16 protein-coding genes and 1 pseudogene are annotated in these 16,141 nt (G+C 59.3%); 15 read left to right on the top strand and 2 right to left on the bottom strand.

What is annotated here, in order from left to right; all coding sequences use genetic code 11:
* Positions 1–350 precede the first annotated feature (350 nt).
* The 9 genes and pseudogenes from J2858_RS13045 (at position 351) to J2858_RS24120 (ending at position 7,145) form a co-directional block, all read left to right on the top strand.
* On the top strand, positions 351–623 hold the full coding sequence (locus J2858_RS13045) for a helix-turn-helix transcriptional regulator (RefSeq protein WP_204157982.1): 273 nt from the start codon (positions 351–353) through the stop codon (positions 621–623).
* Positions 624–1,715, top strand: coding sequence for a replication initiator protein A (locus tag J2858_RS13050; RefSeq protein ID WP_210105265.1), 1,092 nt, complete (start codon positions 624–626; stop codon positions 1,713–1,715).
* Positions 1,712–2,365: pseudogene (parA, locus tag J2858_RS13055) on the top strand (ParA family partition ATPase). Before J2858_RS13050 ends, parA begins: the two are co-directional and overlap by 4 nt.
* Positions 2,362–2,616, top strand: a complete 255-nt coding sequence (locus J2858_RS13060) for a hypothetical protein (protein ID WP_210105266.1) — start codon at positions 2,362–2,364, stop codon at positions 2,614–2,616. Before parA ends, J2858_RS13060 begins: the two are co-directional and overlap by 4 nt.
* Entirely contained in the window at positions 2,613–3,131 is a 519-nt protein-coding gene (locus J2858_RS13065; RefSeq protein WP_210105267.1) for a DUF2840 domain-containing protein, read from the top strand. Before J2858_RS13060 ends, J2858_RS13065 begins: the two co-directional genes overlap by 4 nt.
* Complete coding sequence (locus J2858_RS13070; protein WP_210105268.1) at positions 3,128–3,673, top strand: S26 family signal peptidase; 546 nt, start codon at positions 3,128–3,130, stop codon at positions 3,671–3,673. The genes J2858_RS13065 and J2858_RS13070 overlap by 4 nt, the downstream gene beginning before the upstream one ends.
* 35 nt (positions 3,674–3,708) lie before the next feature.
* Positions 3,709–4,044: a DUF736 domain-containing protein gene (locus J2858_RS13075; protein ID WP_210105269.1), complete on the top strand. Its 336-nt coding sequence runs from the start codon at positions 3,709–3,711 to the stop codon at positions 4,042–4,044.
* A 4-nt stretch (positions 4,045–4,048) separates the two neighbouring features.
* A complete protein-coding gene (locus J2858_RS13080; RefSeq protein ID WP_210105270.1) occupies positions 4,049–4,759 on the top strand; it encodes a lytic transglycosylase domain-containing protein in 711 nt (236 codons plus the stop codon).
* A gap of 1,153 nt (positions 4,760–5,912) precedes the next feature.
* Entirely contained in the window at positions 5,913–7,145 is a 1,233-nt protein-coding gene (locus J2858_RS24120; protein WP_281067735.1) for a DUF3363 domain-containing protein, read from the top strand.
* Positions 7,146–7,222: 77 nt separating this feature from the next.
* On the opposite strand, the gene J2858_RS13090 is transcribed toward J2858_RS24120, so the two are convergent.
* Entirely contained in the window at positions 7,223–8,041 is an 819-nt protein-coding gene (locus J2858_RS13090; RefSeq protein ID WP_432443352.1) for an AraC family transcriptional regulator, read from the bottom strand.
* Between the two features lie 128 nt (positions 8,042–8,169).
* Between J2858_RS13090 and J2858_RS13095 the strand changes: the two genes are divergently transcribed.
* From J2858_RS13095 to J2858_RS13105, 3 genes are read left to right on the top strand one after another with little or no spacing between them, the layout of a single operon-like run.
* Positions 8,170–10,218, top strand: coding sequence for an FUSC family protein (locus tag J2858_RS13095; RefSeq protein ID WP_245366005.1), 2,049 nt, complete (start codon positions 8,170–8,172; stop codon positions 10,216–10,218).
* Positions 10,208–10,423 carry a DUF1656 domain-containing protein gene (locus J2858_RS13100; protein WP_112520453.1) on the top strand — a complete coding sequence of 72 codons (216 nt, stop codon included), beginning with the start codon at positions 10,208–10,210 and terminating at the stop codon, positions 10,421–10,423. Before J2858_RS13095 ends, J2858_RS13100 begins: the two co-directional genes overlap by 11 nt.
* A complete protein-coding gene (locus J2858_RS13105) occupies positions 10,420–11,316 on the top strand; it encodes an efflux RND transporter periplasmic adaptor subunit (protein ID WP_210105272.1) in 897 nt (298 codons plus the stop codon). The genes J2858_RS13100 and J2858_RS13105 overlap by 4 nt, the downstream gene beginning before the upstream one ends.
* A gap of 199 nt (positions 11,317–11,515) precedes the next feature.
* On the opposite strand, the gene J2858_RS13110 is transcribed toward J2858_RS13105, so the two are convergent.
* Positions 11,516–12,100, bottom strand: a complete 585-nt coding sequence (locus J2858_RS13110) for a TetR/AcrR family transcriptional regulator (protein WP_210105273.1) — start codon at positions 12,098–12,100, stop codon at positions 11,516–11,518.
* A gap of 84 nt (positions 12,101–12,184) precedes the next feature.
* On the opposite strand from J2858_RS13110, the gene J2858_RS13115 reads away from it, so the two are divergent.
* The 3 genes from J2858_RS13115 (at position 12,185) to J2858_RS13125 (ending at position 16,016) form a co-directional block, all read left to right on the top strand.
* Entirely contained in the window at positions 12,185–13,399 is a 1,215-nt protein-coding gene (locus J2858_RS13115; protein ID WP_245366016.1) for an FAD-dependent monooxygenase, read from the top strand.
* 170 nt (positions 13,400–13,569) lie between these two features.
* On the top strand, positions 13,570–14,748 hold the full coding sequence (locus J2858_RS13120; protein ID WP_210105275.1) for an alpha/beta hydrolase: 1,179 nt from the start codon (positions 13,570–13,572) through the stop codon (positions 14,746–14,748).
* On the top strand, positions 14,745–16,016 hold the full coding sequence (locus J2858_RS13125; RefSeq protein ID WP_210105276.1) for an FAD-dependent monooxygenase: 1,272 nt from the start codon (positions 14,745–14,747) through the stop codon (positions 16,014–16,016). The genes J2858_RS13120 and J2858_RS13125 overlap by 4 nt, the downstream gene beginning before the upstream one ends.
* Positions 16,017–16,141 lie beyond the last annotated feature (125 nt).

The following is a 16,141-nucleotide window of genomic DNA, read 5'->3' on the forward strand; positions in this document are numbered from 1 at the left end:
AGCCTGTTGCATACGCCACAGGCTCCCCGACCATAGGGTCAAGGAGTATGGTGCCGTCACGGCCGACACCAACCGCTAGTCAGGGGTTACTACGCCCCCGGAGCAGTGCGTCTGCTCCATCTGTATTAATAGCCGAACTGCGTGCGGATGTCTTGGGCAAATCCGCATCGGCCTGCCTGAGTTGCTGAAATCTCACGTCTTTTCGCGCTGACACAGCCAATTTCAGGGGTGCCGTCTGCGCAGGGGCACAAATGCGGCACGCTACACGCCGCTGATCACTTCCCATGGTTCGCTATAGCGCGCCGCCGTCTCCGGCAGCCGCATCAACCTGACGAACCGGAGGTGATCTCATGGCCGAGCGCCGCAACACGGAAATGCCACCGCGCATGCTGCGCACTCAGGAAGCTGCACGTTTCCTCGGTATTTCTCTTCGCACGCTGGAAAAACACCGGACCTACGGGACCGGTCCGACCTATCGAAAAATCGGCGGCCGCGTCCTCTATACCGTCGAGGATCTTCAGTCCTGGGCCGACATTGGCACGCGCAAATCCACCAGTGACGAGGGCGCAGGCACGGTCTTTCCGGCTCGCCCCCTGACGCCTGAAGAGCGGAGCAAGCTCTGAATGCGGCCCGTCGATCAACTTGACGCCCTGCGGCGAGAAGGGGGCAGCGAGCGCAGGCACCTCGATCCGTTCGTGGTCGCAACTGGCGATGCCAGTCCGCGCGACCAGCGCGATCTGATGGAACGGCCCTTCTTCTCGTTGGCGAAGACGCCGCGCACGAAGCCGATCCTCTACAAGACCACCGATGTCGAGGTGCAGGTATTCGGGATGCCTGAACACGGCATGGCGACGATCTGGGATGCCGATGTGCTGATCTGGGCTGCGAGCCAGATCGTCGCCGCCGAGAACGACGGCATCAAGACATCCCGCTTCTTGCGCTTTACGCCCTATCATCTGTTGCGCGCCATCGGGCGCGACACCGGCAATCGCCAATATCTGCTGCTGAAGGCAGCGCTGGCACGCCTGCAATCCACCGTCGTCGCCACGACGATCCGTAACGGCAAGCATTGGCGCCGCCGCCAGTTCTCCTGGATCAACGAATGGGAAGAGATGACCACCCGCGACGGGCGTGTCGAGGGCATGGAGTTTGTCCTGCCCGAGTGGTTCTACAACAGCGTCCTCGACCGTTCGCTCGTCCTCACCATCGACCCGGACTATTTCCGGCTGACCGGCGGTATCGAGCGCTGGCTCTACCGTGTCGCCCGTAAACATGCCGGACATCAGCCGCATGGCTGGCTGTTCGAGGTTGTGCACCTCTACCAGAAATCCGGCAGCATGGCCCGACCATCGGATTTTGCGCTCGACCTGCGCCGCATTGCTGCCCGCCAGCCGCTGCCCGGCTACAGGCTCAAGATCCTGCGTGAAGATCGCCGCGAACTGCTGCGAATCCGCCCTGAAAATTCATCAACAGTGCCTGTGGATAACATTGTGCATGCTGTCGGTACATCAGGCGCAAAGGGTATCGGTACATCAGGCGCAGCACTGTCGGCACATCAGGCGCACGAACCCCAATCAAGTCTCTGGAATGAAAACCAGAATCCGGCTGCTAACTTAGAATCTAACATAGAATCTAACTTTTCTTCTTTGACGCGCGCGCATGGGAGGCGCGGTGCCAGTGCCACTTCCCGCCGACCTGGGCGGGGTACGCCATGATCGTCGCGCTCCTCAATCAGAAAGGCGGCGTGGGCAAGACCACGCTGGCGCTGCATCTCGCCGGAGCCTGGGCTGCGGCAGGTAAGCGCGTCATCCTCATCGATGCAGACCCGCAAGGCTCTGCGCTCGACTGGTCGGAGCGGCGCAGCCATGAAGGACTGCCAAGGTTGTTCACCGTCATCGGCCTGGCCCGCGATACGCTGCACCGGGAAGCGCCGGAGCTGGCGCGTGACGCCGATCATGTCGTCATTGATGGTCCGCCCCGTGTCGCTGGCCTCATGCGCTCAGCGCTGCTTGCGGCAGATCTGTTGCTGATCCCGGTGCAGCCATCCCCCTTTGACGGCTGGGCATAGGCCGAGATGCTGTCGCTGCTGAACGAAGCACGCATCTATCGCCCGCAACTTGCCGCCCGATTTGTGCTGAACCGATGCGGTGCGCGCACCGTCATCGCCCGCGAAACGGCCGAGACACTGGCTGACCATGATCCGCCCTTGCCGGCCACAACGATCGGCCAGCGTGTCGCCTTCGCCGAAGCCGCACAGACCGGACGGCTGGTCTGCGAGACCGATGGCGGTGAACGGGCCGCACAGGAGGTCACAGCGCTGGCGGATGAGATCGATGGCCTCGGTATCGGGAGGAGCGTGCCATGACACGTCCGCCCGTCAAATCCGGCTTCGCATCGCGTCCGGGCAATCCCGATAGCTGGGTCAGAGCCACCGAGGCGCCGGCAACCGGCAAGACGCCGACGGAGGCGTTCACCGCCCGCCTGACCATCGACATCACGCCCGTACTGCGCGGGCGCATCAAGGTTGCCGCTTTCCGGCGCGATGTCACCGTCGCCGTGATGCTGCGCGAGCTGCTGGTCAGCGAGTTTCCACCCACCGAAGGAGACCAGCCATGACCGACAAAACCGTGCGTGCAGCGCATGAACATCTGCTGGCAGACGGGCCTGCACCGTTCACCACAATGGTCGAATTGACGTTCCAGAAGAAGAAGGTCGAGCGATGGATACGCTTCGGCCGCAAGAGCTTTGAGCAGATCATCGACCGCCGCCGCAGTCTGGTCGGTTTTGCGCCCGAAAGCATCTTCGCCTTCGTCCGCTGGGCCTCCAACGATTACGGCACCATCGTTTCGCGGCTCGACATCCTGCGCGCTGCCAAGCGTGGCGAACCATACCAGACCGTGCCCTTCGTTCGTCCTGGCGGCGAGATACTGCTCCGTATCGACGGCTGGCCGAAGGTCCAGCGGGTGCTGGCCCTGATAGATGCCGTGGACGCGCTTGGCGTCGATCCGGCGGATGTTGCGCCGGACTATTGGCGGCATGTCCACAACCGTTTGAGTGCCGGTCAGCAACCCAATCCCTACACGCCAGAGCGCCATGCCGCTTGGGTCAGCCGCCGGAGGATCGCACCATGAGCCGCCGTCATATCCTCGCCGTGTCCATACTGGCTGTCGGAACACTTGTCGCCACGGCGGTTGCCGATCTGCCAACCCGGCTGATCTGGAATGCAACCGCCAGCGCGCCCATCGGCTTCTACACCGTTGCTCCAGCCGATGCGCTCGAAGTGCCCGAACTGGTCGCCATCATGCCGTCTGAGCCGCTGGAGCGGTTCATGGTCGAGCGCGGTTATGTCGGGCGCGGCGTGCCGCTGCTGAAGCGCGTCCTTGGCCTGCCGGGACAGCGCGTCTGCCGCAACGGTGCGACCATTGCCGTCGATAATGTCGAGATGGGGGATGCGCTGGAGCGCGACCGCATGGGCCGCGATCTGCCGGTCTGGCAGGGCTGCCGTATCATCGGTGACGGTGAACTCTTCCTCATGAATTGGGAAGTCCGGGACAGCCTCGACGGCCGTTACTTCGGACCTGTTCCCGTCAGTTCCGTCATCGGCCGGGCGCTCCCGCTCTGGACCGATGGGGAAGGTGATGGCCGCTATGAATGGCGGGCGGCCACGCATTGAACCCACGCCGAAACCTCAACAACAGGAGATTTTTCATGCCGCAGATCGGATTGTTCACGCGCGGTGAAACGGGCTTTTCCGGGCGCGTTCACACGCTCACGCTCTTCCGTGAGCTTACCATCCTACCAGCCGAGCATTCGGACGCCGAAAATGCGCCGGACTATCGTGTCCATCACGGTGCTGATGACGGCCCCGAGGTCGGCGCTGCATGGAGACGCACCGGCGAGAAGGCTGGCGAATATCTCTCGGTGCTGCTCGACGATCCCGCTTTGCCGCAGCCGATCCGCGCCAATCTGTTCCGCGACGACGATGCAGGCTCGTCATGGTCACTGCATTGGAACCGCCCGCGGCCCCGCGAAGATCGGGACTGAGATCATGCGATCCCGCGCCCTTCTTCTCTTCACGGCCCTTCTGTCGGCTGACAGCGGATTGACGCCAGCCATTGCGCAGGTCACGCCGCAACCCGCGCCTGTCACCCCGCATCCCCATGCTGCTTTCATTGTAGAGGCGTCACAGAGTTTCGGCATTCCAGAGCACTGGATACGGGCCGTGCTGCGTGTCGAAAGCGCGGGCGATGTGCGCGCCATCTCATCGGCGGGTGCAATGGGACTGATGCAGGTCATGCCCGATACCTGGGCGGGCCTGCGCAGCCGCCATGGCCTCGGGCGCGATCCTTACGATCCGCGCGACAACATCCTCGCAGGTACAGCGTATCTGCGGGAGATGTGGGACCGCTATGGCAATGTCGCGGCCATGCTTGCCGCCTATAATGCCGGTCCCGGTCGCTATGACGAGCATCTGGCGACAGGTCGCACTTTGCCCGCAGAAACACGCGCCTATGTCGCCACGCTCGCACCTGTTCTCGGGCATGCGGCTGCGCCTGATGTGCCGACGATCGTGCCGCCGCCACCGCCGGATTGGCGCGAAGCTCCGCTCTTCGTTGCGCAATCCAGCGGCAATTCGGCTGCGGCCAATCAGCCGTCGAGCGACGTCCGCGCAACCGTTCCTCTGCGCGATTCCGTCGATCAGGAGCCGCAGGACGGCGGCATATTCGTGGCTCGTGCGAGCAATGGAGATGCGCCATGAGCATGGCGTCTCCACGCGCTTTCGGTCCGCTTCCGGTGTGCAGTCAGACAAGGGGTCGCCTGGCTGCATCCCCGGCAGGAAGGGCAAAAAGGGCAGGGAAGGCGGAGGGCAAGATAAAGGAAACCGGCACCCTGTCGGGCCTGTTTCTGGGCAAGCCCTTGTCTGCACACTGTTTTGGGGCGCGGCGCACGGCACCCTGCTTTTGGGTCTCGCGTGCCGCGATATGGCGCAAAGCCTTGGCTTTGCTGGGTTTTGACCGGCACTATAGCCGAATATCTGCCGTTTGCGTGCCTAAACGGCATGGGATGCGCCCATGAGCGCCGACGACGAGAACCGCTTTCGTCCCAGGCCAGGTCGGATCAAATCCGACGTGCCGAAGGCGAGCAAGGCGAAGAGCTTTCTGACGCAGGTGAAGAAGCTGGCGCGTCAGCACAGCAACAGCACCGGCAGATCATCATCATTCGCATCCCGGACGTCCTCGTCGCCTGCATCTGGTTCGGCCGGAAATAGCGGGAATGCGTCGCGGGCTGGCAAAGGTCCGGGCGTCAAGCGGGGCCGTGGCGCGGCCTTTGTCCGCGCCCGAACCCTGTCGGGCGGGTGGCGTCACAGTGCGACTGGCGTGCGCCGCGTCGTCGTCAAAACCCGGTACGTCCAGGGCGCGGGGAAGAACGGCAAAGGGGCTGCCCATCTGCGCTACATCCAGCGCGACGGCACCTCGCGTGATGGCGAACGTGGCCAGCTCTATTCGGCGACCGACGATCGCGCTGATGGAGATGCCTTTCTTGATCGCGGCAAGGATGATCGCCACCAGTTCCGCTTCATCGTTTCCCCCGAAGATGCCGCCGATCTTTCCGATCTCACCGAACACACCCGCGATCTGATGAGCCGCATCGAGGCCGACCTTGGCACGAAACTCGATTGGGTGGCTGTCAATCACCACAATACCGGCCATCCTCATGTCCATATCATCATTCGGGGGAAGGACGATCTGGGCGAGAACCTGGTCATCAATGGCGACTATCTCGCCAATGGTATTCGTGAGCGGGCAAGCGAACTGACCACGCTGGAACTCGGCCCCGTGACCGAGATCGAGCAGAGCCGCAAGCTGTCTGTCGAAATCGATCAGGATCGCTTCACGCGCATCGACCGCGCCATGACCGAGGAGGCCGACGAACGGTTCCTCGATCTGCGCCATGAACAGTCAGATGCACACCGCCAGTTCAACCGCACACTTCGCCTGCGCCGTCTCGCCAAGCTGGAAAAGATGGGGCTGGCCTCGGAACATGCACCCGGCGTCTGGGAGCTTGGCGCGAAGATGGAACCGGCGCTGCGTGAACTCGGTGAACACGGCGACATCATCCGCAACATGCGCAAGGCGCTGAAGGCCGATGGGCAGGAACGTGATCCAATGACCTTCCAGCTTCACGATGCAGCACCCGCAGCACCCATCACCGGCCGCGTCGTGGACAAATATCTCACCGACGAGATGGGCGAGAACCTGACGCTTGTGGTGGACGGCATTGACGGGCGAACACACCATCTTCCTGGCATTGATCCGGCCCACGTCGAAGATGCCCGGATCGGCAGTATCGTGGAAGTCGGCCCCGCTGACACAGCACAACGTCCCTCTGATCGCACCATCGCTGCGATCTCGGAGAGCGGCATCTACCAGCCCAGCCGCCATCTCAAACAGGCGAAGTTCGAGGGACGTGTGCCGGGTGGTGATTACGAGGGCTATGTCGATGCCCATGTCCGGCGACTGGAGGCGCTGCGCCGCGCTGGCATTGCTGAACGGATCGACGCTGACCAGTGGCGCATACCCGATGACTTCGAGAGCCGCGCCACCGCCTATGATGCCGGTCGCAACCGGCAAGCCAGCATCCGCGTTGTCTCGACCTTCGATCTGGAAAAGCAGATCGGCGCCGATGGTGCGACCTGGCTGGATCGGCGACTGGTTACGCCGGGCGCTTCGGACATTACCTCGGCAGGGTTCGGTCAGCAGGTGCGCGAGGCGATGGATCAGCGCCGCGAGCATCATGTCGCACAGGGCGATGCCACGCGGCAGCAGAATGGACGCATCCTCTATAGGCGCAATCTGCTCGCCAATCTGCGGGAACGGGAAGTGGCCCGCGTCGGTGCAGAAATGGCCGGGAGCAAAGGATTGCCATTCCGGGCGGCTGCCGATGGCGAAAATGTCAGCGGCAAGTTCACCGGGACCGCCCACCTATCGAGCGGCAAGTTCGCCATTGTCGAAGAGAGCCATGAGTTCACCCTTGTCCCATGGCGACCTGTCATCGACCGCCAACTTGGCCGAGAGGTTGCCGGAATTGTGCAGGGCGGATCAGTGTCGTGGCAGCTTGGGCGGCACCGGGGCTTGGGATTGTAGGAGCTTCTGTTCAATCGCTTGCAAAACGTTTGCGCCACTTTTTCTTGTGCCGCACCAGCCGGTGCCAGGCGCATGACTTAAGCAGATTTAGCAGTCGGTGGATTTCGGATCGCAAAATACTGCGCCGGCGTGCTGCCGAGAGCCTTCTTGAACATCGTGATAAACGAATTCACGGAATCGTATCCCAGTGTCGCCGCAACATTCTGAACACTCTCACCACTTGCGAGCTCACGAAGTGCGACAACCAGATGGAGTTGCTGTCTCCAACGTCCAAACGTCAGTCCTGTCTCCCGTATCAGCAGCCTAGCTAATGATCTGTCGCTCATCGCGACCCGGTTCCCCCAATCGCTCAGCGTGCTGCGATCGGAAGGCTCGGTTGTTAGAGCGTCTGCCATCGCTCGGATTTTCGGATGGCTGGAAATTGGCAGATTGAACCGCTCATGCGGCATCTGCACGAGTTCGTCGAGGATCACCCGCGCGATGCGGGCGGCATGGCTGTCGGCGTGATAGTCCGCACGCTCGCGAGCAAGCCGATCGACCATTTCGCGGATCATTTGGGAAACTGCCAGCGTGCAGCTGTTTTCAGGCAGTTTGGCAGACCCCGGTTCGACGAACAGATAGTTGAGCCGGGCATTGGCGGTTGCGCGTGCACTATGGGGCACGCCGCCCGGAATCCACACACCGCAATTGGGCGGCACGATCCAGATTTCGTTGCCCGCAGTGCAGGTAACAGCTCCGTGCAGAGCGAGGATCAGCTGCCCCTTGCGATGCACGTGCAGAGGCACTTCCGCCTCATGATCCGCGAAGTCGAGCTTGTGGGCGACCGCAGGAAGTAGCGTCAGGTCGGGATCGAAAACGGAAACAGCAGATCGCGATAGCGACATGAGAATGGCCATTTTTAGGTATTTTATGTCACAATATCGAATTTATTTGCTTTTGCAAATCGATCACAACTAGCGGCATGAACACCGCTAAGCTCATACCCCCCTTAAACACGACCCTTGCAGCCATGGTTAAAGCTGGGATGAGCTTCCTGCGCACGCCCACCTTGAAGGCGGATGCGGATGCGATTCTGTTTTCGGCGAAGAGTTTCGCTGCGGCGATGCTGGCCTACTACATTTCGCTGCGGATCGGGCTTCCCAAGCCGTTCTGGGCCATCGTAACTGTCTACATCGTCTCACAGACGTCTGCCGGGGCGTCCTTTAGCCGTGGTGTCTATCGCTTCGCCGGGACGCTGGTCGGCGCCATAGCAACGGTCGCGATCGTTCCGAACTTCGTGAACGATCCGATGGTGTGCAGCGTCGTGCTTGCGGCCTGGATCGGACTGTGCCTGTTTTTCTCGCTGCTTGATCGCACACCGCGCGCTTATGCCTTTGTTCTTGCCGGCTATACCGCAAGCCTGATCGGGTTCCCGAGTGTGCTTGATCCAGGCGCGATTTTCGAGACAGCGTCGGTGCGCGTTCAAGAAATCTCAATCGGGATTCTGTGCGCAGTCCTGATCCATCGCTACATCGTGCCGAAACGCATGACCGGCCAGTTCACCGGCAAGCTATCGGCCACGCTGCGGGACGCTCGTCGGCTGACAGGCGATGCACTGAGTGGAACGCCCGGAGAAAACCGCCGAGACCGCCACCAACTCGCAGCGGACCTGTTAGCAATTCAGGGACTTGCCACGCATCTACCCTATGATCCGGCGCCGACACCTCCACGTCAGATACTGCAACTTATCCATGACCGGCTTGCCCGCTTGCTGTGGCTCGCAGGCGAGATCGAAGACCGGATTGAGGCACTTCGATTAGGCGACAGCGATGCGCCCGGTGAGCTGATCGCCTTGGTCGGTGACGTCGGTGCCTGGGCCGCAAACGCCGAAACGGAAGAGCGGGAGGCTGCCACAGCCCAACTCATCGCGCACGCACGATCAGTCCAGAAGCGTTATGGCGCCGATGCTACGATGCCCGACGACAGGCTTGCAGCTAACCTGGCAGGTCATCTCGCCGAAATGGTCGGTCTGCTACAGGACTGCGACAGGCTGGAGCGGAACGTCGCAGCGACCGGGCGGTTGCGCGATGCCACGTCGCTTCATGGACCGAAGCGAGCGAAGGGCTATGTCTATCACCGCGATCCATGGATGGCGGGGCGCACTGCGCTCGGCGCGATCATCGGCATTCTCATTGGCTGCGCGTTCTGGATCTGGACGGCCTGGCCGGAGGGCGGAATGGCCGTATCCATTCTTGGCGTCTGCTGCACCCTGTTCGGCAATTTCGATGCGCCTGTGCCGTTTGTTGTCAAATATATCGTCGGCTCAATCTACGGGGTCTTAATCAGCCTCATCTACAGTTTCGTCATCCTGCCCCAGGTCACGGACTTCCGAGTTCTTGTCGCGGTGCTTGCGCCGGCGTTCCTGTTCGCCGGCTCTTTGCAGGCACGCCTGCCGACAACCTTCATGGCGCTCGGCATCACGCTGACTATTCCAATCCTTTCGGCTCTCGGTCCCTATTACACAGGCGACTTCGCCACCTCACTCAACAGTACGATCGCGCTGTTTGCTGCGGTCGGCTTCGGCGCCGTGAGCATGTCCTTGTTCCAGACCGTGCCGGTCGACGGGGCGATCAACCGCTTGCTTCGCTTAAGCCGTCGGGACGTTGGCCGACGCGCGCTTGGCTCTGCGCCTAACGAAGCGCGCTGGGCAAGCCTGATGATTGATCGGACAGCCTTGCTGCTGCCAAGGTTGCGGCTGACCGGCAAAGCCTATCCAGATGTGCTCGACGATACGCTGAACCATCTTCGCATCGGGCATGTCGCCGGACAGCTTCGCAAGACAATTCCGCAGATCAAGGGCGAGGCCGGCGTTGAACTGAACGAGCTTCTATTCGTCATCGCGGCACGCTTCAGTGGCCGGAGGCCGCCAACGCCTGCCGACCTCCGAGACCTCGATAAGCGGATAGAGACCCTGATCGAGAAGACGGCCGGCGGCGTGTTCAAGAACCGCCTGCAGATTGTCGATCTGCTCATCGACATGCGGTTCGCGCTTGGCTCTCAGGCAGACAGGAGGATCACGACCGATGATCGTTGATCTCAATATCGGAGGCGTCCTGATCCCCGGCCTTGTGGTTATCGCGTTCATCGCGCTGGTCATCACCATGGCAACGCTCCGCCTGTTTTCCGCAGCTGGCCTGCATCGGCGGTTCGCTTATTGGCCGCTCGTGGAGCTCGCCATCTTTGTCATCATCTACGGTCTGCTCGTGCAGTACCTGCCATCGATCGGAAACCTGCCTTGACGTCTGTTCTATCCTTGCTGGGCCGCTATGCCCTGACCCTTTGCCTCGTCGCCGTCTCCGCCTTTATCGCGCTGAAGGCATGGAACCATTACGAGCGGACGCCCTGGACCCGCGACGGGCGGGTTGGCGTCGATGTCGTGCAGATCGCGCCGGAAGTCTCCGGCACGGTCAACGCGGTTTCCGTGGTTGATAACCAATATGTCCGTCGGGGTGACATCCTTTATGAGATCGACCCCGAGCGGCTCAGATTGGCAGTGGCGCTGGCTGAGGCTGAGGTTGAAGCCAAGCGCCAGGATGTGATCGTTCGTCAGGCAACGGCGCGGCGGCACAGCCAACTCAAGGACGTCGTTTCCCAGGAGGCGGCTCAGCAATCGAGCGGTGCTGCTGCGGTCGCCGGCGCCGCCTATCAGTCAGCGGTGGCGGCGCTCGATCTGGCCAAGCTTAACCTTGCCCGCTCGACGGTCCGTGCGCCGGTCGACGGTTATGTTACCAATTTGAGGCTTCGGCCAGGCGACTATGCGACGGCGGGTGTGACGAAGGTCGCCGTCCTCGACGCCGCCAGCTTCTGGATCACCGGCTATTTCGAGGAGACGAAGATCGGCCAGATCCGAGTTGGCGGCCCGGCACGGATCATGCTGTTGGGCTTTGATCAGCCACTCACTGGTCATGTCGAAAGCCTCGGTCGGGGGATCGACAACAGCAACGATGCGCCCGGTCATCTCGGCCTCCCCAATGTGGCCGCGACATTTTCCTGGGTGCGGCTTGCCCAGCGCATCCCTGTGCGCATCCATATCGAAAAGGTGCCGTCCGGTGTTGAACTCGCGGCGGGTATGACGGCAACAGTTGAAATACTCATCTCAGATGATGAGGCCGTAGCGAGCAAGCGACCATGATGGCCATCTAGCCCGGCTATTATTGGATAAGTTGGCGCCCCCCTTTGAGAACGATAGACGACGTTCTCGGATGTCCTAAGCGACAGTTTCGTCGCCAATCATCGATGATGAAGACGATGTCGACCGTTCTATTCGGCGGCGGTACGATTTAGCTTTGCTCAATTTTTCGCGCTACAGGCGAACGTGGCGGAAGTTCCAGTTATTTCGATGTTCGGAGAACCAAGGGCAAGAAGACCTCGTCTATGATTTCCTCGACGCTTTTGTCAGAAAGAGGTCTGAGCGTCATTAGCATATCGTGGCGTGCCAAGTCAGTCGGTAGAGAAATTATACGGGGCGTGATCCGCGATGGATCAATTTCGCCGCGTTGCGCCCCTCGCGCTAATATGTCAGCCACTAATCCTTGCTCGCCAATTCTTCCTGGAAGGTCTGCCAGGTGAATATTGTCTTTCAGGAGATCCTCTCGCATATCGAAAAGGATCCGAATCAGATGCGGTTGTGCTCTTTCTGACAACCCCTGAAGAAGCAATATCATCTCGCTGCGGACACTGCCTCGATCCGTCACATTAATAGGGTTGCGGGCTACGTAGCGAGCAAGCGCAGCAACGACGAGTTCACTACGGCTCTTCCAACGCCGGTGAATAACTGGTCGGCTTGTACCCGCGCGGCTTGCGGCGGAATCTAAAGTCAAACCACCATATCCCTTGGTCGTTATTTCATGCCAAACGGCATCTAAAATCGCTTCGTCCAACTCCGGACCACGTCTTCTCTGGGCTTTAGCGCTCATTTTTCCCTCAAATAAGATGCGGAGCGCATCTTGACTCTTTCGAAATAGGATGCGACGTGTATCTTATAAGCAGGAGATACCCGTATGTCAAAACGTGAGAACTTTCCACGAAGAGTACTAATTTCGGGAGCAAGCGTGGCTGGTCTGACGACAGCGTACTGGCTTGACCGATTTGGATTTGACGTCACTCTAGTCGAGAGGGCATCAACTGTACGTAGTGGGGGATACCCCATTGACGTGCGTGGGACGGCGATTGGCGTTCTTGAGAAAATGAGCCTCGCGCCGCAGGTTAGGTCGGAGCACATAGACTCCCGCTCCATGACGTTCGTCAACGGTCATGGAAAGGTGATCGGTACCATTCCGCCCTACGTCGTCATGGGGAACGAAATAGAACGCGACGTCGAACTTCCTCGCGGGGCGCTCACCGGTCTTATTTATGGTTTCGTCAAAGAAAGCCGCGTTACTTGCCGTTTCAGAAACTCCATTGAAGCACTCGATGATGACGGTCCAAGCGTTAGTGTGCTTTTCGAAGATGGAGTAAGAGAGAAATACGATGTCGTTATCGGTGCGGACGGCCTTCATTCCCGCACACGTCAACTAGCATTCGGGCCAGAGGATAAGTTCAGCCATTATTTGGGCTACTGCTTCAATCTTTTCACGATGCCAAATGACCTGCGGCTGGCGCACGAGGCAATCACCTACGCAGAACCGGGTCGCGCCGCTGGCATGATCGCAGTACGAGAAAGCCATGACGTTTTCGCTTTCCTAATCTTTGCGACAGAAAATCCTGGTCCAGCATTATCGCGTGATCTGATCGAACAGAGACGGCTTACAGAAGCGGTTTATGCAGAAAGCGGGTGGCAGGTACCTAAATTGCTCAATGCAATGTCCAATGCGGATGATCTTTACTTCGATTCCGTCAGCCAGATCCGAATGAGTAATTGGGCAAAGGGGCGAGTTGGTTTAGTCGGAGATGCAGCTTACGCGCCATCGTTTCTGTCTGGGCAAGGCACGAGCCTTGCACTTGTGGGTGCCTATGTTCTCGCCGGCGAGCTTGCCTCCCATTTTGACCCTGTCGAGGGTTTTATGGCTTATGAGAAAACCATTCGCCCTTACGTGGAAGCCAACCAAGCCTTGGCGACCGGTCAAGGAAGTCATTCCTTTTTCCTTCCCCGCACACCTGAAGAAATTGAACAACGTGACGAGATGTTAATCCGCTCAGCAAACGGGGAAACTCTAGGAGCGGCCAGTGAGACCTCCGTCAAAGCCTATAACCAGCTAAAGCTTCCGAAATACTAGCTGAACGAGAACAGGCGGGAACATCCAGCCTAAACAGGCAGCAAGTGTCCTGGAATGTGTTGTTTAACGCACGCGATCCTGTCCCACCGCCCGCATACAAATTTTCGATTTAGCTGCGCTCGGTCAACAACCGTCGGCTTTGCGCTGATACCCGTAAATGGAGCAGAGACATGACAATCGAGTTTGGCCACTGGCCAGAAAATCCCGTGAGATCATTTCAGGTTACCAAGATTCTGGGGCTTGCGTCCCTTGGATTTGCAGACGTCACCGAGATTTTTGAAGCCTGCAAGAGAATTGACCCGGAGAGTGACGACTCTTGGATCAGGGAATGGCTTGCGACATCGAGAGCCGTGGAAAAGCATGGGCGGGATGCTGAAGCCACCGGCAACTGGCTCTCCGCAAGAAACGCCTACTGCCGAGCGTGCAACTACAACCGTGTCGCGGAATTCTTGATTGAGGCCCAAGACACGCGAAAAATTGATCTGCTTAAAAAGACATCTGAGCTATTCGACGCCGCCTCTCGCTATTTCGATGTGGTTCCTGAGAAGGTGCAAATCGACTACGAAGGTGTGAAACTCGAGGGGTATTTTTTCGCCCCACCCTGGGTGCAGGAGCCAAGAGCGACTGTATTGTCTCTAAATGGCGGCGATTGCCAGACTACGGAAAACTATTTCAACATTGGCCCAGCACTAATCCAAAGCGGATACAACTTCTTCGTTTACGACCAGCCCGGCACAGGACTATCACTTTATGAAAAAGGAAAGCCAAGGCGCGCAGACGCGGAACACTTCCATTCCAAGGCAATAGATTTCCTTGTTTCCCGGCCCGAGGTTGATGCGAGCAAGATCATTGTGTTCGGCGAGAGTTTCTCAGGCTACGATTCACTCAGGCTTGCCTCACAGGATCCTCGTTTGGCCGCGGTGATATCTAATGGAGGGCCACACAAATTCAATTGGGGTGAAATGCTCAAGTGGATGCCGCCCAGCTACGCAGCCCACGCAATGCAAATTTTGGGCGCAGAAAGCCTGGACGATTTTGCGAACGACCCTCGTTTCAACTACAATCTCGATGGTTTTGTGGAAAAAATCGAGTGCCCTCTTCTCGTCGTGCACGGCGTAGAGGAGGTGATGGTGCAACCAAATCCGCTCCATCAAGCTCTGACAAATTATCAGCAGGCAGGGACGTCCAACAAATCCTTCGTCGCGATCGAAGATCGGCGGCTGGGTGGTCTTGAACATTGCCAGGTGGACAATCGAAACGTCACGCATGAGGTCGTATTGAATTGGCTGTGCTCTATCGGTCTGGGTCCGGCAGCGCCGCGCGGAATGACCGAGATTGTGCAGCCATGACCAGACCCAGAATACTTATTGTTGGGGCCAGCATCGCTGGACCTACGGCCGCTTTCTGGCTCGTGCGTGCCGGCTTCGATGTTACCATCGTGGAGCAGGCATCTGAGTTGCGCCGGGGCGGAAACGGTGTTGATGTAAGGTCGGAGGCGCTCGCTGTTATCGAGAGAATGGGCCTTACATCTGCTGTTCGCGCCAAGGTCCTCAGAATCAAGGGTATGCGTTTCGTCGATCACCGCGATCGGGAACGCGCGAGAATGCCGCTTGCGGCAATGGAACGGATGGTTGGTTCCGAGGATCTGGAGATCAAGCGCGGCGATCTGGCGGAACTGCTCTTCGACGCAACCAAGAACGACGTGAACTACATATTTGGCGAAACGACCAAAACTTTCACCCAAGATGAACGTGGGGTGGATGTCACGTTCGCAAAGGGGCCGCCTCAACGGTTCGACCTGGTCATCGGCGCGGATGGGCTGCATTCGAGTGTGCGTCGCGCAGTGTTTGGGGCGGAGGAGGCGTTCCTGAAATTCAAGCAACATTACTTCGCATTTGTAAACGTCGATCTTTCCATGGGCGAATACGGCTGGGTCACGTTTTACAACGAGCCTGGAAAATCCGCGGCAATCTTCCGCGCCGAGCCTGGGCTTGGGCAAATAAACTTCATGTTTCGCAGCGATACTCCGCTCAGCTACGATTACCGCGACGTCGAGAAGCAGCGCGCTATACTACGCCAGGCCTTTACGGGTCTCGGCTGGCATGTACCTGCGTTGCTTGAGAAGACCGACAGCGCTCCTAATTTCTACTTTGATGCGCTTGCCCAAGTGCAGATGCCATCATGGTCGTCGGGGCGGGTCGTGCTTGTGGGAGATGCCGCATATTGCGCGTCCCCTGCGTCAGGTGCAGGCGCGCTTCTTGCATTAACCGGCGCTTACCGGTTGGCAGGAGAACTGGCTACCCATGGAATTTCTTCCGCAGCCTTGTCAGGCTACGAAGCTGGCCAGCGCCCGTTGGTTGCGCAAAAGCAAAAGCAGCTATTCACGGGGCTTTCTACGCCTCGCACCCGCTTGGGTATTCTCACCCGCAACTGGCTACTGTCGCCACCACTTAGTGCGCTGATCTCAAGGATGCAGGGCAAGGAAACGCCAGCCAATATCCACGAGTACCGTTTTCGACCTGTCGTCTCGCTGCAAGCAGAGGGTGCGACTGGACTTGCAACTGAGAGGCTGCTTTCTAGCCCGTTTGCGCGCGAGGGCAGGGGTGTCGAGCGTTGATAAAATTAAGTATTGGAAGGGGTCAGCCCGCGCACACAAGTGCGATAAAGTCCGGACGGGGCAGAATGCGGTTCATCACGAAACACGCGTGGCGTCTTGATGGAACATTGGTATCCTCATGCCGT

The sequence above is a fragment of the Neorhizobium galegae genome (assembly GCF_017877135.1).
In the GTDB taxonomy this organism is placed as follows: domain Bacteria; phylum Pseudomonadota; class Alphaproteobacteria; order Rhizobiales; family Rhizobiaceae; genus Neorhizobium; species Neorhizobium galegae_A.

Bases quoted from the DNA above. Each gene is read 5' to 3' on its own strand.
- J2858_RS13065 (WP_210105267.1), top strand. From the start codon at position 2,613: ATGACCGACAAAACCGTGCGTGCAGCGCATGAACATCTGCTGGCAGAC.
- J2858_RS13095 (WP_245366005.1), top strand. From the start codon at position 8,170: ATGAGCTTCCTGCGCACGCCCACCTTGAAGGCGGATGCGGATGCGATT.
- J2858_RS13080 (WP_210105270.1), top strand. From the start codon at position 4,049: ATGCGATCCCGCGCCCTTCTTCTCTTCACGGCCCTTCTGTCGGCTGAC.
- J2858_RS13070 (WP_210105268.1), top strand. From the start codon at position 3,128: ATGAGCCGCCGTCATATCCTCGCCGTGTCCATACTGGCTGTCGGAACA.
- J2858_RS13110 (WP_210105273.1), bottom strand. From the start codon at position 12,100: ATGAGCGCTAAAGCCCAGAGAAGACGTGGTCCGGAGTTGGACGAAGCG.
- J2858_RS13075 (WP_210105269.1), top strand. From the start codon at position 3,709: ATGCCGCAGATCGGATTGTTCACGCGCGGTGAAACGGGCTTTTCCGGG.
- J2858_RS13060 (WP_210105266.1), top strand. From the start codon at position 2,362: ATGACACGTCCGCCCGTCAAATCCGGCTTCGCATCGCGTCCGGGCAAT.
- J2858_RS13120 (WP_210105275.1), top strand. From the start codon at position 13,570: ATGACAATCGAGTTTGGCCACTGGCCAGAAAATCCCGTGAGATCATTT.
- J2858_RS13115 (WP_245366016.1), top strand. From the start codon at position 12,185: ATGTCAAAACGTGAGAACTTTCCACGAAGAGTACTAATTTCGGGAGCA.
- J2858_RS13090 (WP_432443352.1), bottom strand. From the start codon at position 8,041: ATGGCCATTCTCATGTCGCTATCGCGATCTGCTGTTTCCGTTTTCGAT.
- J2858_RS24120 (WP_281067735.1), top strand. From the start codon at position 5,913: ATGACCGAGGAGGCCGACGAACGGTTCCTCGATCTGCGCCATGAACAG.
- J2858_RS13100 (WP_112520453.1), top strand. From the start codon at position 10,208: ATGATCGTTGATCTCAATATCGGAGGCGTCCTGATCCCCGGCCTTGTG.
- J2858_RS13045 (WP_204157982.1), top strand. From the start codon at position 351: ATGGCCGAGCGCCGCAACACGGAAATGCCACCGCGCATGCTGCGCACT.
- J2858_RS13050 (WP_210105265.1), top strand. From the start codon at position 624: ATGCGGCCCGTCGATCAACTTGACGCCCTGCGGCGAGAAGGGGGCAGC.
- J2858_RS13125 (WP_210105276.1), top strand. From the start codon at position 14,745: ATGACCAGACCCAGAATACTTATTGTTGGGGCCAGCATCGCTGGACCT.